The sequence below is a fragment of the Streptomyces sp. NPDC050121 genome, assembly GCF_044460385.1.
Classification (GTDB): Bacteria; Actinomycetota; Actinomycetes; order Streptomycetales; family Streptomycetaceae; genus Streptomyces; species Streptomyces soliscabiei.
Map to the genome: position 1 here is coordinate 15687 of NZ_JBITJV010000001.1, position 20975 is coordinate 36661.

The following is a 20975-nucleotide window of genomic DNA, read 5'->3' on the forward strand; positions in this document are numbered from 1 at the left end:
TTTTTATAGTCGTGGTGACTATTAAAAGGGGGTGTTCGTCATGCCGGGCTACGACAAGCACGCCCACGAGCCCTTCGCCGTCACCGTCGACCTCGCCGTCCTGACCCTGCGCGCGGGCCTTCTGCACGTCCTGCTCGTCGAGCGCGGACAGGAGCCGTACGCCGGCCGGTGGGCGCTGCCCGGGGGATTCGTGCTGCCCGACGAGTCCGCGGAGACGGCCGCCCGGCGCGAGCTCGCCGAGGAGACCGGCCTGAAGGACGTCTCCGGGCTCCACCTGGAGCAGCTGCGCACCTACAGCGAACCCGACCGAGACCCTCGGATGCGGGTCGTCTCCGTCGCCTTCGCGGCCCTGCTGCCCGACGCCCCCGAGCCGACCGGCGGCGGCGACGCGGCCGAGGCGCGCTGGCTGCCCTACGACGCCGTCGAACCGCTCGCCTTCGACCACGACCGGATCCTGGCCGACGCCCACGACCGGGTCGGCGCCAAGTTCGAGTACACCTGCCTCGCGACCGCCTTCTGCCCGCCCGAGTTCACCCTCGGCGAGCTGCAGCAGGTCTACGAGACGGTGTGGGGGACCGGGCTCGACCGGCCCAACTTCCGGCGCAAGGTGCTCGCCACCCCGGGCTTCGTCGAAGCCGTGCCCGGCGCCGCACGTCTGACCGGCGGACGCGGCAAGCCCGCCGCCCTCTACCGCGCGGGCACCGCCACCGCGCTCCATCCGCCCCTGCTGCGACCGCCCCCGGAAGGACGTTCCGCATGACCACCTCCACCACCGTCAGGAAGCGTGCCACAGGGTCCCTGCTGGGGCTCGCCCTGGGGGACGCGCTCGGGTTTCCGACCGAGTTCAACGACGTCCCGTCGATCCTCGCCAAGTGCGGGCCGTGGCGGGAGATGGAACTGCCCACGCGTGCCTTGGTGTCCGACGACACCCAGATGACGCTGGCGGTGGGGCGCGGACTGCGTGCGGCCATGGACCGCGGGCTGCTCACCCCCGAGGGCCTGGCGCAGCCGCTGCGGAAGGAGTTCGTCGACTGGTACCGCTCGCCCGACAACAACCGCGCGCCCGGACGCACCTGCCTTCAGGCGTGCGGTCTCCTGCAGAGCGGGCTGCCCTGGCAGGACGCCAGCCAGATCGGCTCCAAGGGCTGCGGCGCCAACATGCGCGTCGCCCCCCTCGGGCTCGCCCCCGGGCTCAGCGACGAACAGCGGGCCGGGGCCGCCCAGCTCCAGTCCGCCCTCACCCACGGGCACCCCACCGCGCTCGCCGCCTCCGACCTCACCGCACACGCCGTGCGGCTGCTCGCACACGGCGTCGGCCCGGACGCCCTGCTCGGACTGCTGCGCACCTACGCCCTCGACAACCGCGCCCACTACCACCACCGCTGGCTCGGCGACCTGTGGACCCGCAGTCAGGACCCGAGCCCGGAGCACTTCATCGAGCGCGGCTGGGACGACTGCCTGGGTGTGCTGGAGCGCCTCGAGCAGGCGCTGCGCGATCCGTCGCCAGAGACCGATCCGTGCCTGGTCGCGGGGGAGGGGTGGATCGCCGAGGAGGCGATGGCCGCCGGCCTGCTGTGCTTCCTGCTCTTCCCCGACGAACCGGTGACCGCGCTGCGCCGGGCCGCCTGCTCGTCCGGGGACTCCGACTCCATCGCCTGTCTCGCGGGCGCGTTCGCGGGCGCCTATGCCGGGGCCGACGCCTGGCCGACGGCGTGGGCGGACCGGATCGAGTACCACGGGGAGCTGATGACGCTCGGGGCGCTCTGGGACCAGTGATCACGCCAGCTTGATCGTCCCGCCCGTGACCGTGATCTGCTCCGTGGGCAGCGGCTTCGGCGCCGGACCGCCGGCCACCGAACCGTCGGCGATGTGATATTTGCTGCCGTGGCACGGGCAGTCGATGGTGCCGTCCGCGACCGTGGTCACCGTGCAGCCCATGTGGGTGCAGATCGCGGAGAAGGCCTTGAAGTCGTCCTTCGTCGGCTGGGTGACGACGACCTTCTCGTCCGCGAAGATCTTGCCGCCGCCCACGGGGATGTCGGTGGTCTTCGCCAGTTCCTGACCGGCGGTGGCCGACGGCCTTCCGGGCGAGGACGACGAGCCGCTGCCGCCGCAGCCCGCCGTGAGCGCTGCTGCCGCTGTCGCGCCTCCCGTCGCCAGGAGGACCGTGCGCCGTGTCGCGGGGAGAGTCATGTCGTCACTCCGAAGGTGCGGAAGAGCAGAGGGCCGAGGCCGGCGGGAGTCGCTCCGAACGGAGCAGCAGCATCCTGGCACCGAAGGCGCCGAAGGTGAAGCAACCCGGGACGGAGCGCCATATGACGCGCGTTTCATGGCGAGTGTCTCAGCGGTCGGGCGACGCACACCGGTCCCGCGTGGGCTGACTAGGCTGGACGTGCCAAGAGCCGTAGATCAGCACTTCAGCGAGGAGCAGCGCCGTGGCGGTACGAGCGGTCCGGGGAGCCGTCCAACTTCAGCGCGACGAGGCCGGGCACATGGACGAGCAGGTCGCGGCCCTGCTGACCGCCGTCCTGGAGCGGAACTCGCTCAGCGCCGACGACCTGATCAGCATCTGGTTCACGGCCACGCCCGACCTGCACAGCGACTTCCCGGCAGCCGCGGCCCGGGGGCTCGGCATCGTCGACGTGCCGCTGATCTGCGCCCAGGAACTCGACATCGAGGGCGCCATGCCACGGGTCGTCCGCATCCTCGCGCACATCGAGTCCGACCGGCCGCGCGCCGACATCCACCACGTCTACCTCGGCGCCGCGGGCGCCCTGCGCAAGGACATCGCCCAGTGAGGACCGCGCTCGTCCTCGGTACGGGGCTGATCGGCACGTCCGCCGCGCTGGCTCTCGCCCAGCGGGGCGTCGTCGTCCACCTCGCCGACCACGACCCCGAGCAGGCCCGCACGGCCGCCGCGCTCGGCGCCGGCACCGACGAGCAGCCCGAGGGCCCGGTCGACCTCGCGATCGTCGCCGCCCCGCCCGCCCATGTCGCCGGGGTCCTCGCCGACGCGATGCGCCGCGGGGTGGCCCGCGGCTACCTGGACGTGGCCAGCGTCAAGGGCGGGCCGCGCCGTGAGCTGGAGGCGCTCGGCCTCGACCTGTCGGCGTACATCGGCACGCACCCCATGTCGGGGCGGGAGAAGTCCGGACCGCTGGCCGCGACCGGCGACCTCTTCGAGGGCCGGCCCTGGGTGCTGACCCCGACCCGGGACACCGACACCGAGGTGCTGAACCTCGCCCTGGAGCTCGTCTCGCACTGCCGGGCCGTGCCGGTGGTCATGGACGCGGACGCCCACGACCGCGCGGTGGCCCTCGTCTCCCACATGCCCCATCTGGTCTCCAGCATGGTCGCCGCGCGCCTGGAGCACGCCGAGGAGGCCGCCGTACGGCTGTGCGGGCAGGGCATCAGGGACGTCACCCGGATCGCCGCCTCCGACCCCGGGATGTGGATCGACATCCTGTCCGCGAACCCCGGGCCGGTCGCCGACCTGCTCACCGACGTCGCCGCCGACCTGGAGGAGACGGTGCAGGCCCTGCGCGCCCTGCAGTCCTCCGACGACGCCGAGCGCCGCGAGGGCGCCGGCGGCATCGAGGACGTCCTGCGCCGCGGCAACGCGGGCCAGGTCCGGGTCCCCGGCAAGCACGGGGCCGCTCCGCGGGTGTACGAGGTGGTCGCGGTGCTGATCGACGACCAGCCGGGTCAGCTGGCCCGTATCTTCGCGGACGCGGGGCAGGCGGGCGTCAACATCGAGGACGTACGTATCGAGCACGCGACCGGGCAGCAGGCGGGCCTGGTGCAGCTGATGGTCGAGCCGAGGTCGGCGCCGGTTCTCACGGCGGCGTTGCGGGAGAGGGGCTGGGCGATCCGGCAGTAGGCGCCCGGTGGTGCCGGACCGGCGTCGAGAAGTGGCAGACGGGTCGGCGGCGTCGGGTGGCGTCGGGCGGTGGCAAGAAGCCGCGGCCGGACGAGTGACCCGTGGCCGGTAACCTTGTGCGGGGCACAGTCGCGCCCCGTACCTCCACCGCCTCGCACCAGGAAGGTGTCCCCCCGTGGAAAACGGCGCCGCCCAGCCCGTGATTGTCGCCATCGACGGCCCCTCCGGCACGGGCAAGTCGAGCACGTCCAAGGCCGTGGCCGCTCGGCTCGGGCTGAGCTACCTGGACACCGGCGCTCAGTACCGGGCGATCACGTGGTGGATGGTGAACAACGGGATCGACATCGAGGACCCCACGGCGATCGCCGCCGTCGCCGGCAAGGCCGAGATCGTCTCCGGGACCGATCCGGCCGCCCCGACCATCACGGTCGACGGCACGGATGTGGCCGCGCCCATCCGCACCCAGGAGGTCACCGCCAAGGTCAGCGCGGTGAGCGCCGTGCCGGAGGTGCGGGCCCGGATCACCGAGCTGCAGCGTTCGCTGGCGGCCTCCGCCGACCGCGGGATAGTCGTCGAGGGTCGGGACATCGGTACGACCGTGCTGCCCGACGCCGACCTGAAGATCTTCCTCACCGCCTCGCCGGAGGCCCGCGCCGCCCGCCGCAGCGGCGAGCTGAAGGGCGCGGACGTCCACAGCACCCGTGAGGCGCTGATCCGGCGGGACGCGGCCGACTCCTCCCGCAGGACCTCCCCGCTCGCCAAGGCGGACGACGCCGTCGAGGTGGACACCACCGAGCTGACGCTGACCCAGGTCATCGAGTGCGTTGTCACCCTCGTCGAGGAGAAGCGGGCCGCGAAGTGAGCAAACTGCCCACCGAGAGGGGCGCCGAGATCGGGCGGCGGATCGGCGTCGGCCTGATGTACGGGCTGTGGAAGCCGCGCGTGCTGGGCGCCTGGAAGGTACCCACGAGCGGCCCGGTGATCTTCGCGGTCAACCACTCCCACATCGTCGACGGCCCGATGGTCATCGGCGTGGCGCCCCGGGCGTCGCACTTCCTGGTCAAGAAGGAAGCGTTCGTCGGCCCGCTCGGCCCGTTCATGACCCGCGTCGGCCAGATCAAGGTCGACCGCGGCACCACCGATCGCACGGCCATCACCCACGCGCTGGGTGTGCTGGAGAACGGCGGGGTCCTCGGGATCTTCCCCGAGGGCACCCGGGGCGAGGGCGACTTCGCCGCCCTGCGCGCCGGGCTCGCCTACTTCGCCGTCCGCAGCGGCGCGCCGATCGTGCCCGTCGCCGTGCTGGGAAGTTCCGAGCGGCGCGGACGGTTGATAAAGGCGCTGCCCCCGCTGCGCTCCCGCGTCGACGTCGTCTTCGGCGACCCGTTCGACGCGGGCGACGGCAGCGGACGGCGTACCCGCAAGGCGCTGGACGAGGCCACCGAACGCATCCAGAAGCAGCTGGCCGCTCACCTGGAAAACGCCAGGCGCCTCACCGGGCGCTGAGCGACACTGAATACCGAGTAGTGGATCAACCCGAACGAAACGGGTGCTCCACCGATCACCACGAATGAACGACGAGGTACGGACTTCATGAACGACCACACCCAGCCCGACGGCTCGGACGGCTTCGAGCACGATCACGGGGCGCTCGGCGACGCCGAGTACGCGGAGTTCATGGAGCTCGCCGCGATCGAGGGCTTCGACCTGGAGGACGTCGAGGGGGCGATCGAGGCCGCCGGCCACGGGCCGCTGCCGGTCCTCGCCGTCGTCGGCCGCCCGAATGTCGGCAAGTCGACCCTCGTCAACCGGATCATCGGGCGGCGCGAGGCGGTCGTCGAGGACAAGCCGGGCGTCACCCGCGACCGGGTCACGTACGAGGCCGAGTGGGCGGGCCGTCGTTTCAAGGTCGTCGACACCGGCGGCTGGGAGCAGGACGTCCTCGGCATCGACGCCTCCGTGGCCGCGCAGGCCGAGTACGCGATCGAGGCGGCCGACGCCGTCGTTTTCGTCGTGGACGCCAAGGTCGGCGCCACCGACACCGACGAGGCGGTGGTCCGGCTGCTGCGCAAGGCCGGCAAGCCCGTCGTGCTCGCCGCCAACAAGGTCGACGGCCCGAGCGGCGAGGCCGACGCGGCCTACCTGTGGTCGCTCGGTCTCGGCGAGCCGCACCCCGTCTCCGCGCTGCACGGCCGCGGCACCGGCGACATGCTGGACGCCGTCCTGGAGGCGCTGCCCGAGGCGCCCGAGCAGAGCTTCGGCACCGCGGTCGGCGGGCCGCGCCGCATCGCGCTCATCGGCCGTCCGAACGTCGGCAAGTCCTCGCTGCTGAACAAGGTGGCGGGCGAGGAGCGGGTCGTCGTCAACGAGATGGCGGGCACCACTCGGGACCCGGTCGACGAGCTGATCGAACTCGGCGGCGTCACCTGGAAGTTCGTCGACACGGCGGGCATCCGCAAGCGCGTCCACCTCCAGCAGGGCGCCGACTACTACGCCTCGCTGCGTACCGCGGCCGCCGTCGAGAAGGCCGAGGTGGCGGTCATTCTGATCGACGGCTCCGAGTCCATCTCGGTCCAGGACCAGCGGATCGTCACCATGGCCGTCGACGCGGGCCGCGCGATCGTCGTCGCCTACAACAAGTGGGACACCCTCGACGAGGAGCGCCGCTACTACCTGGAGCGCGAGATCGAGACTGAGCTCGGCCAGGTGGCGTGGGCGCCCCGGGTGAACGTCTCGGCGCGCACCGGGCGGCACATGGAGAAGCTGGTCCCGGCGATCGAGACCGCCCTGGCCGGCTGGGAGACCCGCGTCCCGACGGGCCGGCTCAACGCCTTCCTCGGCGAGCTGGTCGCCGCCCACCCGCACCCGATCCGGGGCGGCAAGCAGCCGCGCATCCTCTTCGGCACCCAGGCCGGCACCAAGCCGCCGCGGTTCGTGTTCTTCGCCTCCGGCTTCATCGAGGCGGGCTACCGGCGCTTCATCGAGCGCCGGCTGCGCGAGGAGTTCGGCTTCGAGGGGACGCCGATCCATATCTCGGTGCGGGTGCGCGAGAAGCGTGGCGGCAACAAGAAGAAGTAGCGGTGACGTGGGGGGGGGGGGGGGGGGGGGGGGGGGGGGGGGGGGGGGGGGGCCGCGGGCCCCCGGGCGCCGCCCCCCCCCCCCCCCCCCCCCCCCCCCCCCCCCCCCCCACGTTCGGACCGCACGGACCCGCAAGGCCCCGAACGATCTGGTAGGCCCTGGTAGGGCCTTGTCAGAAGGTCTTTCTCGGGGCCGGCGGGAGAGCCGCCGGGACGTGGTGCATCGCGGTGGGCGTGGGCTGCTGGCCGATCTGCCCGACCCGCTGCCACTGGGACTGCTGCCCGATGCCGTGCCGGGCGCTCTGCGCCCCCGCGCTGTAGGCGCTGTACGAGCTGCTGAACGATCCCGGGCGGGGCGGCGCGTACGAGCCCGTGCCGTGCGGGATGTTCCCGAAGGCGGTGAACCCCAGATCGTCCTCGCCGCTGCGGTCACCCGGCAGCGAGCGGAACGTCTTGACGTACTCGGCGTAGAGAGCGTCGTAGATCGGCGTGGCCGATGGGCCGCCCTGGGAGTCCTGAGCCGGTCGTGCGGACGGGATCGACTGGTAGGACGGGCGGCGGGGAACGTCGTAGGTGTGCACGTATGTCCAAACGACGCGTGACGTGAAGAGATGCGGTTGTGCGGTGCACCCGAAGGGGTGCGGGGCTGCGGTTTGGACGGCCTTTCAGCCGCCGTGCGTGCGCAGCCCCCGCCCGGTCCCCGCCCCGTGGGCGGACTCAGGTACCGGCGAGAGGAAGAGCCGCTCCCACCAACTGCCCGTTCGCCGCGGCCTTGTCGAGCGCGTCCCGCAGCAGGTCCTCCCTGGGCTGGCGCCCGATCGAGCCGACCGGCGCCGCGAACATCAGCACCTGCTGGTGCTTGTTGGCGGCGGCCCGCCACCCCTGCGTCACCTGCAGCGGCTGGTGCGCCTGCCACCAGGCGACCGGCTGCCCGCCGGTCGCCGAGGGCTGGAGGACGGCGTGCAGCTGCCCCATCGCCAGCAGCACGGACCAGCCGTGCTGCACCGGCGGCACCTCGGTCAGCTCGCTCAGCGGCATGAAACCCTGCTCGATGAGGAGGGGCAGGAAGTCGTCGCCGGCGCCGGTCGTGCCGGGCCGCACGATGGGCGCGGTCGGCTCGACGACCAGGGCGGGGTGCAACTCCCCGGCGATCAGGACGAGTCCGCTGGTCACGCCGAGCACGGCCTGCTCGGGTACGACCTTGTCCGGGTCCAGGTCGACGGTGTCGCCGCTGATGGAGCGGACCGCGCCCTGGAGCTGCGCCTCGGTGACCTGGACGACCTGCGAGGGCAGGCAGGTCGCGTGGGCGAAGGCGAGGACGGCGGTCTCGTCCCCGATGAACAGGACGGTGCTGGTGCGCTCGTTCTCGGAGTCGCCCGGGGTGCGGCAGGACGTGCAGTCGTAACTGCCAGGGGCGTTGTCTCCGGCGAGCAGCCGGTCGGCTTCTTCGTCGCCGATCTCGGCGCGTACCTCGTCGCTGACGTCGAGCATGCGCGGCACGGGTGGCTCCCTCGGATGCGGTGCGTGGGCGAGGCCGGGTGGCTCCGGCTCGTGGTCCGGGTCGACCCCCGGCTCATGAAGAAGACAACGGGAGATCTGTGGCGGGAGTCACGCTGCACGGCGAACGGAATCGAACCATCTTGCACGACTGGTCACATCGTGTACGGAATCCATTACTCCATGTCAAGTAACGGCGAGGTTACGGAACTTGGCCCGGTGAACTGACTCACAGTTTGTTCGAGTGCCTGGTCGACAAATCACGAAATGAGCGAATGAAGTAGGTGGCCGGAATTGGCCGCTACCGGCGGTAACCATCAACTGGCCTGGGACGACAGGGAGTTGGTTGATAACGGGTCGTCAGGGTCCCTAGATTGCTCCGCCGTGTGCAACGAGCACCGCTCGGGTACGTCCGCCGGCCGCGCAGAGCCAGACAACGCGCAGCACGACCGTCGGCGGACGGGACGGAGTGCGACGACCGCGTCCTTGCGCGGCCGATGCGCTCCGGTCAGGGGGAAGCCCGGGTCCGTAGAGAGGGATCTACATGTCCGAATGTGCCGATAACCACACCCGCAAGTCGTCGCTCAAGACGGCGGTCCTCGCCGGGGCGGTCCTGCTCGCCCCCCTCGGACTGCTGTCCGCGACCGGCAACGCCGCGGCGGCCGACAGCGGGGTGTGGGACCGCATCGCCCAGTGCGAGAGCGGCGGCAACTGGCACATCAACACCGGCAACGGGTACTACGGCGGTCTGCAGTTCTCCGCCTCCACCTGGGCCGCGTACGGCGGAACCGCCTACGCGTCCACCGCCGACAAGGCCGGCAAGGCACAGCAGATCTCCGTCGCGGCCAAGGTGCAGAAGGCACAGGGCTGGGGCGCATGGCCGACGTGTTCGGCGCGCGCCGGAGCGTCCGGCAGCGCTCCGTCCAACGGTTCGTCCTCCGGTACGTCGAGTTCGGCCGAGTCGAGCTCCTCCAGGTCCGGTTCCTCGAAGTCGTCGGGTTCCTCGAAGTCCTACTCCGGCTCCTCGAAGTCCGGTTCGTCGGAGTCGTCGCGTTCCTCGACGGCGGCGGAGCGCTCGACTAGCCAGACCTCGCGCGGTACGTCCCGCGGTCACTACACCGTCCGCCAGGGCGACACCCTCAGCACCATCGCGGCCCGGCACGGGCTCACCTGGCAGCGGGTCTACGCCGCCAACGAGGCCGTCGTCGGCGGCGACCCCGACCTGATCGTGCCCGGACAGCGCCTCGTGCTCTGACCCCCCCATCGGGACCAGGCGGCCCCATCCGGTTCGACGACCGGATGGGGCCACCGCGGCTGTACGGCCGTGCTGCGCGCTGGTCCGGCGCGGCGGCGACGGGGTACGGAGGCTGTGTGGGGACACCGTGTATTTCCTATGAGCAGTCAGCTCCGGGATCCCGCCCGGAAGCGAAATGCGACGGGGTCCGCAGACAGTTCTCCGCGCGCTTTCCACCGGGTTATTCGCGGCGGCAGCACGACACGCGGGAATTGCGTTCGAATACACGCGGAAGGCCTACGGAACCGCCCGTAGGTGTGATGGACCGCCGCGCAGGAACTCATGTTCCGGCGGTCGAAACGCGTGTCGTGATCCTGTGACAGAAGTGTGACCGGAGTGATCCACGGCACCGGTCCGGGGTTCCCGGAGCGTGGCTGGCGGCCTAGCGTGGCGGTATGGCACCGAATCCCACTCCGCCAGCGGAGCCCCAGGACAATCCGGACGGGTACGTCGGCCTCGAGGCGGCACACGCCGAGCGGCTCGCGCGTGAACGGGGGTGGTCGACGGTGCGTTCGCTGGCGCCCGGCACGATCGTCACCATGGAGTACCGCTTCGGGCGGCTGAACTTCGAGGTGAGCGACGGCCACGTGACCCGCGCCTGGAAGGGCTGAGAGAGGTACGGCGAAGCGCTGAGAGAGGTACGGCGAAGGCCCCGGTTCCTGGCTTGGGAACCGGGGCCTTCGTGCGCGGGACCGGGTTGTGCGTACCGGGGTCCCGCCGTCGTGGGGCGGCGTTCGCGTAGGTCAGCCGCCCGTCAGGGGGCGGGCGGCCGTCGCCGAGGCCGCCGTGCCGCGCGGGAGGCGGTCGGCGTGCGGGGGGCGGCGGCTGCCGGCCGGGGTGACCGGGGTGCGTTCCGAGCGGGTCGTGTGCGGGCCGGGCGCCAGGTAGACCGGTGCGCGCGGCGCACGCGCCGGAGCGACCGGCTCGTGCGTCGCGGGCGGCTCGTCCGGGACCGTGGTGCGCGGCTTGAGCGGCACGGACACGGCGACGGGGGCAGGGGCCGCCGGAACCGGAAGGGGAGTCGGGAGCGTGCCCGCGCGGCGCGCACGCCGGCGGTCGCGCAGGGCGAGGATCGAGACCTCGGCGCGAGCGATCAGCGGCTCGCACCAGGGCAGCGCCAGCAGGACCAGCAGACCCGCGGCCCAGCCCAGCACCACGTCGCTCAGCCAGTGCGTACCGAGGTAGACGGTGGTGAGGCCGACGCCGAGCGAGACCACCGCGGACGTGGCGGACAGCCAGCGGCGAGCCCTCGGCGTGGAGGCCAGATACGCCAGGATTCCCCAGGTCACCACGGCGTTGGCGGTGTGGCCGCTGGGGAATATATCGCCGCCCAGGCCCATCTCGTTCGAGCCGATGGTGGTCGCGTAGTGCGGTCCGAGCCGCCCCATGCCGAGCTTCGCGGCGCCGACGGTGATGTTCAGCAGCAGCAGCGAGGCGCCCAGCGTGAGCATGGGGCGCAGGGTGTGCTGACGCCAGGATCTCCAGCCGAGCCAGGCGGCGACCATCACGGCGGTCGGGCCGCGCTGGCCCAGGACCACGTAGTAGTCGAGGAACGCGTGGATCTCCGGCCACTGCTGGTACGGCCGGAAGAACATGACCTGCCAGTCGAGGCGGACCAGCCACGAGGTGATCACCACGAGCCACACGATCGCCAGATAGAACGCCAGGGTCGCGACGAGCAGGGCGACCCGGTGCCTGCTCATCTTCGGCACATCGATGTGGGCCGGTCGTTCCGGCTCACGGTCGAGCCTCGCGAACACCCGGTCCAGACGGGTGAGGTTTTGTTCGGTACGCACCTAAACGACGTTACAGCGAGTGAGCTCGAGACCCGGCCGATTCCGTCGGTTTGTGATGACGATGTGATGTGGGATTGCTCTCAAAGGGGTGTTAATTCCTCTGGAATCACTAATCGCCCGGTCATCGTCCCTGTAATTCCTTTGATCATTCCACGCGGTGGCTTTAGGGAACTCATGAAAGAATTCACCGAAAAGCAGGAGTTTTCTTACTTCTCTTACGGAGGACCCGAGCCGTTCAGCCACCACGCGCCGTACACGGCCGAAGCCGCCGCGACGCACCCCACCACCAGCGCCGACCTGGACGTCCGCAGCCGGGCGAGGGCCAGGGCGAGCGGCAACAGCAGCGGGAAGGCGGGCAGCAGCAGGCGCGGCTTGGAGCCGAAGTAGCTCGACGCGCACAGGGCGAGCGCGAGGACGACACCCGTGTACACCAGCAGCGGGAGCGGCTGAGCCTGGCGTACACAGACGACGTACAGCCACAGCAGCAGGGCGACGCCGACGATCAGTCCGAGACCGGCGAGGGCCGACGGGAACGACGTGAACTTGTCGGCGACGAAGCGGGCGAAGGCGTACCCGCCGTCGAAGCCGTTGCGCCAGCCCGCCTGGACGTCGAGGTAGCCGAGCGGGCCCTTTCCGGTGCGGTGGCCGACCCACAGGACGTACCCGACGGCGCCGAGGGGGGCGAGCAGCACGCCGAGGGCGCGGCGGGCGGCGTGCGCGCCCGGTTCGAGCGCCGTGCTGCGGGTTCGCGCGAACGAGACCGCCGCCGAGACCCACACCGCCGCGACCACCGCGAGCCCCACCGGGCGGGTCAGTCCGGACAACGACGCGAGCGCGCCCGCGGTCACCCAGCGGCCGGTGAGTACCGCGTACAGCGACCAGGCGGCCAGCGCGGTGAAGAGCGACTCGCTGTATGCCATCGACTGCACGATCCCGACGGGCAGGACGGCCCACACCAGCACCGCGCACACCCCGGCCCGGCGGCCGTACACGTGGTCGGCGACCGCGAAGATCCCCCCGGCCGCGGCGAGCGAGGCGAGCAGGGACACGACGAAACCGGCGTCGGCGTACGACAACGGGGTCGCCGCGTGCAGAAGTCTTTCCAGCCAGGGCAGCAGCGGGAAGAACGCGAGGTTGGAGTGGACGTCGCCGTTCGGGAGGCGGACCTCGTAGCCGTACCCCAGCTCGGCGACCCTCGTGTACCAGAGGGCGTCCCAGCGGGCGGTCAGCAGCGTGTACGCGTTCTTGTCGCCGGCGGAGCTCCACAGGGCGAGGGCCAGCAGACCCAGGGCGCGTACGGCCACGTACCCCACGAGGGCGGGGGCCGCCCGGCGCAGGGTCGCGGAGCCGGGGGGCGTCACGCGCGTCGCAAGATCGGTCACGGGCTCGATTATCGACGGCGTGCTCGGTGCCGGGGACCGCCGGGGCGCGCGGGCCGGCGCGGAAAGCGGCGCGAGGAGTGGAGCGGAGAGGGAGCGGGAGAGGGGACGGAGAGGGAGCGGGAGAGGGGACGGAGAGTGGCGTACGCCACATGGTTGGCCGTGGACGGTGAGAGGTCCGCCACGTGGCCGTGGCGCGAACTCGCGTACGCTGCGTTCCACTCGTGTTCGTTTGCGCGGGCCGGAGACCACCGCTCCTCTCCGGCCGAGTCGCGGGGAGTCCCCACCCCGTGAGCCCGCCGGACCGAGGGATCACCTGGGAGGTACGTACATGTCCGGGACGACCACGGCCGCCGCTGCGCTGCGCCGGCGGGCGGCCGGGGCCGGTGCCAACCGCTGGGTCGTCCTGGTGGTGCTGTGCGTCAGCCTGCTCCTGGTCGCCGTCGATGCGACCGTGCTGCACGTGGCGGTGCCCGCCGTCACCGAGGACCTGCGTCCCGACGGCATCGAACTGCTCTGGATCGTCGACACGTATCCGCTGGTCTGCGCCTCGCTGCTGATCCTCTTCGGCACGCTCGGCGACAAGGTCGGCCGCAGACGGATCCTGCTGCTCGGGTACGCCCTGTTCGGCGTCGCCTCCGCACTGGCGGCGTTCGCCGGGGGTGCGCAGGTGCTGATCCTGGCGCGGGCGCTGCTGGGCGTCGGCGGCGCGATGATCATGCCGGCGACGCTGTCGATCCTGCGGCAGGTGTTCCCGGACCGGCGTGAGCGCGCGCTCGCGATAGGCATCTGGAGCGCGGTGGCGGCGGTGGGCGCGGCGGTGGGTCCGCTGCTCGGCGGCTTCCTGCTCGAACACTTCTGGTGGGGCTCGGTCTTCCTCGTCAATATCCCGTTGATGCTGGTCAGCCTGCCGGTGGGGAGGCTGCTGCTGCCCGAGTCGCGGGGCCCGGGGGACGGCCCGTGGGACGTCGTCGGCGCGCTGACGGCGGCTGCCGGGCTGTTCGCCGTCGTCCTGGGCGTGAAGCGGCTCGGCGCCGGCGAAGTGGGTCCGTTCACCGTGCTGCCGCTGGCGGTGGGCGCGATGCTGCTCGTGTGGTTCGTACGACGTCAGCGGCGTCGCGTCCATCCGCTGGTGGACCTGCGGATGTTCGGGCGGCCGGCGTTCAGTACGTCGGTGGGGTGCATCGTGTTGGCGATGTTGGCGCTGGTGGGGCTGGAGCTGATCGCGGCGCAGTACCTGCAGCTGGTGCTGGGACTGTCCCCGCTGGAGACAGGGCTACGGCTGCTGCCGCTGACCTTCGCCGCGATGGCGGCGGGGCTGGCCGGGGCGCGGCTGCTGCGGCGGTTCGGGCCACGGCGGATGGTGTGCGGGGGGTTCGTGCTCACCGCGGTCGCGGTGCTGACGCTCACCGCGATGGGCGGGTCGGACAACGCGGGACTGCTGCTGGCCGGGTTCGTGCTGCTGGGCTTCGGGCTGGAGACGACGTTGTTCGCGGCGTACGAGTCGATGCTGAGCGAGGCTCCGTCGGAGCAGGCGGGCGGCGCGGCGGCGATCGGGGAGACGTCGTACCAGTTGGGGGCGGGGATCGGGATCGCGCTGCTCGGAAGCGTGATGAACGCGGCGTATTCGCCCGGGTTGGCGTCCGTGCCCGGGGTGCCGGCGTCCGCGTCGGCGGCGGCCGGGCATTCGCTGGGCGAGGCGTATGAGGTCGCCGGACAGTTGGGCGGGCCGGCCGGGGTTGCGCTGCGGCGGGTCGCGAGGGACAGCTTTGTGCACGGGCTGCATGTCACGTTGTGGGTGAGCGCGGGGTTGTTGTTGCTGGGGGCTGTGATGGCGTTGCGGTTGCCGCGGGTCATGCAGTGCGAGGTCCCTGCGGTGGAGCTGCCCAAGCCCAGGGAAGTCGCGGAGTCCCGCGTCTCCGTGTAGAGAACGTCGCCCGCGGGACTCGCCCACCATCGGCCGCCGCAGGGCCGTGGGTGGTCCTGGCTGGTGGGTGGGGCGTGGGGTGGACTTGTGGGGGGCTGGGTCGTAACGTCTCGGGGGATGGTGTGACTAGCGGTGCTAGTTTTTCGGAGGCTTTCTCATGTCCGCGTCCTCGACGTTGCCGCCCTTCGACCCCGCCGACCCGCTCGGGATCGACGATCTGCTGGAGCCGGAGGATCTCGCGGTCCGTGACACCGTGCGGCGCTGGGCGGCGGACCGGGTGCTGCCCCATGTCGCCGAGTGGTACGAGCGCGGGGAGCTGCCGGTCATCCGGGAGCTCGCACGCGAGCTCGGCGGGATCGGCGCGCTCGGGATGTCGCTCACCGGGTACGGATGTGCGGGCGCCGGCGCCGTGCAGTACGGCCTCGCCTGTCTCGAACTCGAAGCCGCCGACTCCGGCATCCGGTCCCTCGTGTCCGTGCAGGGATCCCTCGCCATGTACGCCGTCCACCGGTTCGGCTCCGAGGCGCAGAAGCAGCAGTGGCTGCCCCGGATGGCCGCCGGCGAGGTCATCGGGTGCTTCGGGCTCACCGAACCCGATCACGGGTCCGACCCCGCCGGCATGCGGACGTACGCCAAGCGCGACGGCGGGGACTGGGTGCTCAGCGGGCGCAAGATGTGGATCACCAACGGGTCCGTCGCCGGCGTCGCCGTCGTGTGGGCGCAGACCGAGGAAGGGATCCGCGGGTTCGTCGTGCCCACCGACGCCCCCGGGTTCGCCGCCCCCGAGATCAAGCACAAGTGGTCCCTGCGGGCCAGTGTGACCAGCGAACTCGTCCTCGACGACGTACGGCTGCCCGCCGACGCCGTCCTGCCGGAGGTCACCGGGCTGCGCGGCCCGCTCAGCTGTCTGTCCCACGCGCGCTACGGGATCGTCTGGGGCGCGATGGGTGCGGCGCGGTCGTGCTTCGAGACCGCCGTCGAGTACGCGAAGACCCGGGAGCAGTTCGGGCGGCCCATCGGGGGGTTCCAGCTCACCCAGGCCAAGCTCGCCGACATGGCGGTCGAGCTGCACAAGGGGATTCTGCTCGCCCATCATCTGGGGCGGCGCATGGACGCCGGCCGCCTGCGTCCCGAGCAGGTCAGCTTCGGCAAGCTCAACAACGTACGGGAGGCGATCGAGATCTGCCGGACCGCCCGTACCATCCTCGGCGCCAACGGGATCTCGCTCGAATACCCCGTCATGCGGCACGCCACCAACCTCGAGTCGGTGCTCACCTACGAGGGCACCGTCGAGATGCACCAGCTCGTGCTGGGCAAGGCGCTCACCGGACTCGACGCCTTCCGCTGACCCGACCCCAGGGGCCGGGGCAGGGCCGGTGAGCGGCCCTGCCTCAGCTCTGGTTGAAGAAACCGTCCGTCCGGCGTCCGGCCGGATCGCCGTTCACGATCTCCGTGTTGGACGGGGTCAGCAGGAACACCCGGGTGGAGACCCGCTCGATCGAACCCCGCAGGCCGAAGATCAGCCCGGCCGCGAAGTCGACGACACGCTTGGCGTCGCCGGGCTCCATGGCCGTGAGGTTCATGATGACCGGCACACCCTCGCGGAACAGCTCACCGATCGCCCGCGCGTCCCGGAAACTGTCCGGGGTGACGGTGCCGATCCGGCGGCCCTTCTCCTCGGCCGTGTCCGTGGCCACCTTCACACGGGGGTCGGTGACCCAGGCGTCCCCGGAGTCGGTCCCCTCGGAATAGTCGTCGTCGTAGTAACGCTCGTCATCGTTGTCGTCGACGAGGCCAAGCCAGGCACTCGCCTTGCGCACCGATCCCATGGACGCCTCCTCTCACAGCGGTCTTTCTGCATTCCGCATTCCCCATGGTCGTCCATGATGCGGATGTCGCGCCAAGTGGATAGACGCCGCGCGGGGGGTTTGTGACGGTACTGGTGCACAGCGAATCCGTCGAGAGCCCGCGTCTCCCAAGGGTCGTACCGCATACGGCTGCTGACTGTGAGTGAAATATGATTCTTCGTGGCGGATGGGTGACGCACGGTGCGTCCGGGTGAACCGAGTGCCCCCGATCCGACATGACAATCGGTCGATGGCATGCCGATAGCATGCGGCAGCTCAATGTCCCAAAGACGACGGGGGTTGTCGTGTTCGGAATTGTCAGGCCGTGCAGTCACCGGCTCGGAGAGAGCCTCAAGGCCCAGTGGATGGCGCACCTGTGCGGGCTCTGTCTCGCACTGCGCGGCGACCACGGACAGTTCGCGCGGGTGGTCACCAACTACGACGGTCTGCTCATATCGGTTCTGACGGAGGCTCAGGCCGAGCGGGTCGTCAGCGGTGGATGGCGGCGGACGGCGGGACCGTGTCCGCTGCGCGGGATGCGCACCGCGTCCGTCGCGCAGGGTGAGGGCGCCCGGCTCGCGGCCGCCGTCTCGCTGGTGCTCGCCTCGGCCAAGGTGCGCGACCACATCGCCGACGGGGACGGGCTGCTGGCGCGGCGGCCGGTCGCCGTCGCCGCGCGCCGGGTCGCCGCGAGCTGGGGGCGGGCCGGGGAACGCGGCGGGGCCGCCGTAGGGTTCGACACCGCCGTCCTCCTCGACGCGGTGGACCGGCAGGTCGGCATCGAGGCGCTCGCCGGGCCGGGCACCTCGCTGCTGGCCGTCACCGAGCCCACCGAGACCGCCACCGCCGCCGCGTTCGCGCACACCGCGGTCCTGGCGGGCCGGCCGGGCAACGCCGCGCCGCTCGCCGAGGCCGGCCGTCTCTTCGGACGGCTGGCGCATCTGCTGGACGCCGTCGAGGACCGGACGGCGGATGCGGCGGCCGGCGCCTGGAACCCGCTGACGGCCACGGCCACCCCGCTCCCCGAGGCCCGCCGGCTCGCCGACGACGCCCTGCACGGCATCCGGCTCGCCCTGCGCGACGTGGAGTTCACCGACGGCAGGCTGGCGCATCTGCTGCTCGCGCACGAGCTGGGACGGTCGGTGGACCGGGCGTTCGGCACCTCCTCCTGCGGGCACGCGCACGGCCCGCAGCAAGCCTTCGGCCCGCCCATCGGCCCGTACGCCCCCCAGGGGCCGGCGGATCCGAACGCCCCCGGCAACCCCTACGGCCCTCCCCACGGCAACCCCTTCGGCGGTGAGCCGCCGCGCCCCGACAAGCGGGGCTTCTGGGCCGGATGCGCGGTCGCGCTCGGCCTGTGCTGCACCTGCAAGGTGTGCTGCGCCGACGAGTTCGAGGGGCCGTGGTCGCGGAAGAAGCACGACGGATGGTGCCGCGACGGCTGCGACTGCGGCTGCGGCTGCTGTGAGGCGTGCGAATGCTGTGAGTGCTGTGCCTGCGACTGCTCGTGCTGACGTGGCGTCACGTCCCGTGTGCGGGTGCTCATCGTCCGTCGCGGATGCCGTCACGGTGAGCAGTGAGCATCCCCGGGACGTATCTCCCGCCAAGGACGCGGACGCTCGAAAGGACCAGGGACCATGCCCGGGCGCTCTGACAAGACCGTTCCGCTCGCCGTGAAGATAGTGGTGAGCGGGGGCCTCGGGGTCGGCAAGACCACCTTCATCGGGGCCGTCTCCGAGATCGAGCCGCTCGACACGGAAGCGGCGATGACCCAGGTGTCGGTGGGGGTCGACTCGCTCGAGGGCGTGGAGTCCAAGACGACGACCACCGTCGCGCTGGACTTCGGGCGGATCAGACTCGATCCGACCATCGCGCTGTATCTGTTCGGGACGCCCGGACAGGACCGCTTCTCGTTCCTGTGGGACGACCTGGTGGAGGGCGCGCTGGGAACGGTCGTCCTCGCGGACACCCGGCGCATCGAGGAGTGTTTCCCCGCGCTCGACTACTTCGAGGCCCACGGCGCGCCGTTCGTCCTCGCGGTGAACCGCTTCGACGGCGCCGAACGGTTCGAACTGGAGGAGGTGCGGGAGGCGTTGGGGCTCGGTGCGGACGTTCCCGTGCTGGAGTGCGACGCGCGGGAGCGGGGGTCCGTGCGCGATGTGCTGGGCGCGTTGATGGATCGGGTGATCGGGGCGCGGGCCGCGCCCCGGCGTCGGGCTGTGGTGGCGCGAGGATGAGGGGAGGGCGAGGATGAGGATGAGGGGAGGGTGAGGCAGGAGTGGCGCGTGGGTGAAGGCGGAACTGGCGAGGCGGGAACGCGAAGAGGCGCCCGGAAACCGGGCGCGCAGTGGGTCAGCTCAACAGGAACAGGACCACACGCGACCGAAGTCGATGTGGGAGCGGGTGACCAGCCACTGCTGCGGATGCATGGGCCATGTGGAACAGGTCTCCGATTACCCGTCAACTGAGCTGAGACGTAACGCTCACCGTTCGGGCAGCCTTGACAGTGAGGGGAAACACCCCCGTACTCTCGCTGTACGGCTAGCCTGCTGATCGACCTCGGCGACGGCGAGCACGCCGCCGAACCCGGCCACGGCGGAGGCGGCCCCCGGCCGACCGCGCGGGGCCCGCTCTACCGCGGCGGCCCGGTCGACCTCGCCGACCTGATCGCCTCCTGGCACCAGGACGGCACCGTCGACGGCTTCCACCTCGCCCCCGTCGAACCGCGCCGCGACCTGGAGCGCCTGGTCAACGGCACGGTGGGGCTGCTGCAACACCGTGGCCTGTTCCGCACCTTCTATCCGGGCAGCACGCTCCGCGAGCACCTGGGGCTGATTCGGCCCGCCCACCAGTACGTGGGAGGAGCGCCATGAGGTCGGGCCGCTGCCCGAGATCGTCCCGGCGCCGGTCCCGCCCGGAGAGCTATCCGGACGGTCGACTTCCGGACATCCGGCGCCGCGCGCCCCGGCGCACCCGACACGGACGGATGCGCGAGGGCGGGCGTCAACCTTCTGTACTGCCTCCGTGCGCCTTGCCGTCCCATTGGGCTGTGCCGCCCCGTCGCCGGGGAACACCTGTGACGTGGTGGTCGAGGCAGGAGAGCGCAACCCCGTCTGAGCTGGGGCAAGAGGGCTGCAGGAGGGCGGCGAGTGGACTCAACTCACGCAGTTCGTTCAAGGTCTGACGGCCGAAAGGCGCCCTTGCGCCGACCGGCCGTTCGGCCGAATACTCCCCCTCAGCGCTTGTCAGGGTCACGGCGTGTCCGGAATCCGGACGAACGTCGGTCCTGGCTGCGCCTCACGGGCCCCGACCCCACACGACGGGCCCCCGACTTCCCCTGGGAGGGAACGAAACGTGAGGATCAAGCGCACCACCCCCACCACCCCCACGAGCGGCATCTCGAGACGGATCCGGCTGACCGCCGTAGCGACCGGACTCGTGGCCGCGGCCGCCATCGCGATCCCCAACGCGAACGCGGCCGACACCGCCACCTTCAGCACCGCGCAGCTCAAGAGCGCGAGCACCTCGGTGCTCAACGCGGACGTCCCGGGCACCGCCTGGGCCGTCGACAGCAAGACCAACCGGCTCGTGGTCACCGTCGACAGTACGGTGTCGCAGGCCGAGATCGCGAAGATCAAGGAGCAGGCGGGCAGCAACGCCGGCGCGCTCACGATCAAGCACACGCCGGGCCAGTTCAAGAAGCTGATCACCGGCGGCGACGCCATCTACGGCGGCGGCTACCGCTGCTCGCTCGGCTTCAACGTGCACAGCGGGAGCACCTACTACTTCCTGACCGCCGGTCACTGCGGTGAGGTCGCCTCCACCTGGTACTCCAACTCGGGCCAGAGCTCGACGCTGGGCACGAACGTCAGCTACAGCTTCCCGACCAACGACTTCGCCCTGGTGCGGTACACCAACTCGTCGGTGGCCCACCCGAGCTCGGTCGGCAGCCAGACGATCTCCAGCGCGGCCACCCCGAGCGTCGGCACCACGGTCTACCGCCGCGGTTCCACGACGGGCACCCACAGCGGCCGGGTCACCGCCCTGAACGCCACCGTCAACTACGGCGGCGGCGACGTCGTCTACGGCATGATCCAGACCACGGTCTGCGCCGAGGGCGGCGACAGCGGCGGCCCGCTGTACGGGGGCAGCGTGGCCTACGGTCTGACCTCCGGCGGCAGCGGCAACTGCAGCTCCGGCGGCACGACCTTCTTCCAGCCGGTCACCGAGGCGCTGAGCTACTACGGCGTGAGCGTCGGCTGACGGTCCCGGCCGGCG

General features: G+C 71.4%; 20 protein-coding genes and 2 pseudogenes. 15 read left to right on the forward strand and 7 right to left on the reverse strand.

From position 1 onward, the window contains the following. The first annotated feature begins 40 nt into the window (after positions 1 to 40). A complete protein-coding gene (locus ACIBTS_RS00065; RefSeq protein WP_399315925.1) occupies positions 41 to 760 on the forward strand; it encodes an NUDIX hydrolase in 720 nt (239 codons plus the stop codon). Continuing rightward, entirely contained in the window at positions 757 to 1776 is a 1020-nt protein-coding gene (locus tag ACIBTS_RS00070; protein ID WP_399315618.1) for an ADP-ribosylglycohydrolase family protein, read from the forward strand. Before ACIBTS_RS00065 ends, ACIBTS_RS00070 begins: the two co-directional genes overlap by 4 nt. Here the strand turns inward: ACIBTS_RS00070 and ACIBTS_RS00075 are convergent, their stop codons facing one another. Beyond that, complete coding sequence (locus ACIBTS_RS00075) at positions 1777 to 2193, reverse strand: Rieske (2Fe-2S) protein (protein ID WP_399315619.1); 417 nt, start codon at positions 2191 to 2193, stop codon at positions 1777 to 1779. Positions 2194 to 2236: 43 nt separating this feature from the next. Beyond that, positions 2237 to 2332: pseudogene (locus tag ACIBTS_RS00080) on the reverse strand (DUF6529 family protein); the annotation flags it as partial. 103 nt (positions 2333 to 2435) lie between these two features. On the opposite strand from ACIBTS_RS00080, the gene aroH reads away from it, so the two are divergent. The 5 genes from aroH (at position 2436) to der (ending at position 6958) form a co-directional block, all read left to right on the forward strand. Next, a complete protein-coding gene (gene aroH, locus ACIBTS_RS00085; protein ID WP_079663241.1) occupies positions 2436 to 2798 on the forward strand; it encodes a chorismate mutase in 363 nt (120 codons plus the stop codon). After that, complete coding sequence (locus ACIBTS_RS00090; RefSeq protein WP_399315620.1) at positions 2795 to 3880, forward strand: prephenate dehydrogenase; 1086 nt, start codon at positions 2795 to 2797, stop codon at positions 3878 to 3880. The genes aroH and ACIBTS_RS00090 overlap by 4 nt, the downstream gene beginning before the upstream one ends. A 175-nt stretch (positions 3881 to 4055) precedes the next feature. Continuing rightward, a complete protein-coding gene (cmk, locus tag ACIBTS_RS00095) occupies positions 4056 to 4742 on the forward strand; it encodes a (d)CMP kinase (protein ID WP_399315621.1) in 687 nt (228 codons plus the stop codon). A 56-nt stretch (positions 4743 to 4798) separates the two neighbouring features. Beyond that, positions 4799 to 5386: a lysophospholipid acyltransferase family protein gene (locus ACIBTS_RS00100; protein ID WP_399315927.1), complete on the forward strand. Its 588-nt coding sequence runs from the start codon at positions 4799 to 4801 to the stop codon at positions 5384 to 5386. Positions 5387 to 5473: 87 nt separating this feature from the next. Continuing rightward, positions 5474 to 6958 (forward strand): ribosome biogenesis GTPase Der, encoded by a 1485-nt coding sequence (gene der / locus ACIBTS_RS00105; RefSeq protein ID WP_399315622.1) that lies wholly within the window; start codon positions 5474 to 5476, stop codon positions 6956 to 6958. Between the two features lie 172 nt (positions 6959 to 7130). On the opposite strand, the gene ACIBTS_RS00110 is transcribed toward der, so the two are convergent. Continuing rightward, entirely contained in the window at positions 7131 to 7538 is a 408-nt protein-coding gene (locus tag ACIBTS_RS00110; protein WP_319672020.1) for a hypothetical protein, read from the reverse strand. Between the two features lie 136 nt (positions 7539 to 7674). Beyond that, the gene (locus ACIBTS_RS00115; protein ID WP_399315623.1) at positions 7675 to 8457 is read right to left on the reverse strand and encodes a hypothetical protein; all 783 of its coding nucleotides are present in this window, start codon (positions 8455 to 8457) and stop codon (positions 7675 to 7677) included. A 541-nt stretch (positions 8458 to 8998) separates the two neighbouring features. Here ACIBTS_RS00115 and ACIBTS_RS00120 point away from each other — a divergent pair. Together ACIBTS_RS00120 and ACIBTS_RS00125 are read left to right on the forward strand one after the other, a co-directional pair. Beyond that, positions 8999 to 9709 carry a transglycosylase family protein gene (locus tag ACIBTS_RS00120; RefSeq protein ID WP_399315624.1) on the forward strand — a complete coding sequence of 237 codons (711 nt, stop codon included), beginning with the start codon at positions 8999 to 9001 and terminating at the stop codon, positions 9707 to 9709. Between the two features lie 434 nt (positions 9710 to 10143). Continuing rightward, a complete protein-coding gene (locus ACIBTS_RS00125) occupies positions 10144 to 10359 on the forward strand; it encodes an I78 family peptidase inhibitor (protein WP_319672023.1) in 216 nt (71 codons plus the stop codon). Between the two features lie 132 nt (positions 10360 to 10491). Here the strand turns inward: ACIBTS_RS00125 and ACIBTS_RS00130 are convergent, their stop codons facing one another. Then, entirely contained in the window at positions 10492 to 11544 is a 1053-nt protein-coding gene (locus tag ACIBTS_RS00130; protein WP_399315625.1) for a phosphatase PAP2 family protein, read from the reverse strand. Positions 11545 to 11759: 215 nt separating this feature from the next. Next, entirely contained in the window at positions 11760 to 12926 is a 1167-nt protein-coding gene (locus ACIBTS_RS00135) for a mannosyltransferase family protein (RefSeq protein WP_399315626.1), read from the reverse strand. A 328-nt stretch (positions 12927 to 13254) separates the two neighbouring features. Here ACIBTS_RS00135 and ACIBTS_RS00140 point away from each other — a divergent pair, with 328 nt between their 5' ends. Together ACIBTS_RS00140 and ACIBTS_RS00145 are read left to right on the forward strand one after the other, a co-directional pair. Beyond that, positions 13255 to 14850, forward strand: coding sequence for an MFS transporter (locus ACIBTS_RS00140; RefSeq protein WP_399315627.1), 1596 nt, complete (start codon positions 13255 to 13257; stop codon positions 14848 to 14850). A gap of 157 nt (positions 14851 to 15007) precedes the next feature. Beyond that, positions 15008 to 16198 (forward strand): acyl-CoA dehydrogenase family protein, encoded by a 1191-nt coding sequence (locus tag ACIBTS_RS00145; RefSeq protein WP_399315628.1) that lies wholly within the window; start codon positions 15008 to 15010, stop codon positions 16196 to 16198. Positions 16199 to 16241: 43 nt separating this feature from the next. Here ACIBTS_RS00145 and ACIBTS_RS00150 read toward each other — a convergent pair whose 3' ends face one another. Beyond that, positions 16242 to 16679 (reverse strand): cell division protein SepF, encoded by a 438-nt coding sequence (locus ACIBTS_RS00150; RefSeq protein ID WP_079663254.1) that lies wholly within the window; start codon positions 16677 to 16679, stop codon positions 16242 to 16244. A 323-nt stretch (positions 16680 to 17002) separates the two neighbouring features. Between ACIBTS_RS00150 and ACIBTS_RS00155 the strand changes: the two genes are divergently transcribed. The 4 genes and pseudogenes from ACIBTS_RS00155 (at position 17003) to ACIBTS_RS00170 (ending at position 20960) form a co-directional block, all read left to right on the forward strand. Next, positions 17003 to 18211: a DUF5685 family protein gene (locus tag ACIBTS_RS00155; protein ID WP_399315629.1), complete on the forward strand. Its 1209-nt coding sequence runs from the start codon at positions 17003 to 17005 to the stop codon at positions 18209 to 18211. A gap of 123 nt (positions 18212 to 18334) precedes the next feature. Then, positions 18335 to 18934 (forward strand): ATP/GTP-binding protein, encoded by a 600-nt coding sequence (locus ACIBTS_RS00160; protein WP_319335486.1) that lies wholly within the window; start codon positions 18335 to 18337, stop codon positions 18932 to 18934. A gap of 300 nt (positions 18935 to 19234) precedes the next feature. Continuing rightward, positions 19235 to 19570: pseudogene (locus tag ACIBTS_RS00165) on the forward strand (FMNH2-dependent monooxygenase); the annotation flags it as partial. A gap of 481 nt (positions 19571 to 20051) precedes the next feature. Further along, on the forward strand, positions 20052 to 20960 hold the full coding sequence (locus ACIBTS_RS00170; RefSeq protein WP_319675358.1) for a S1 family peptidase: 909 nt from the start codon (positions 20052 to 20054) through the stop codon (positions 20958 to 20960). Positions 20961 to 20975: the final 15 nt, after the last annotated feature.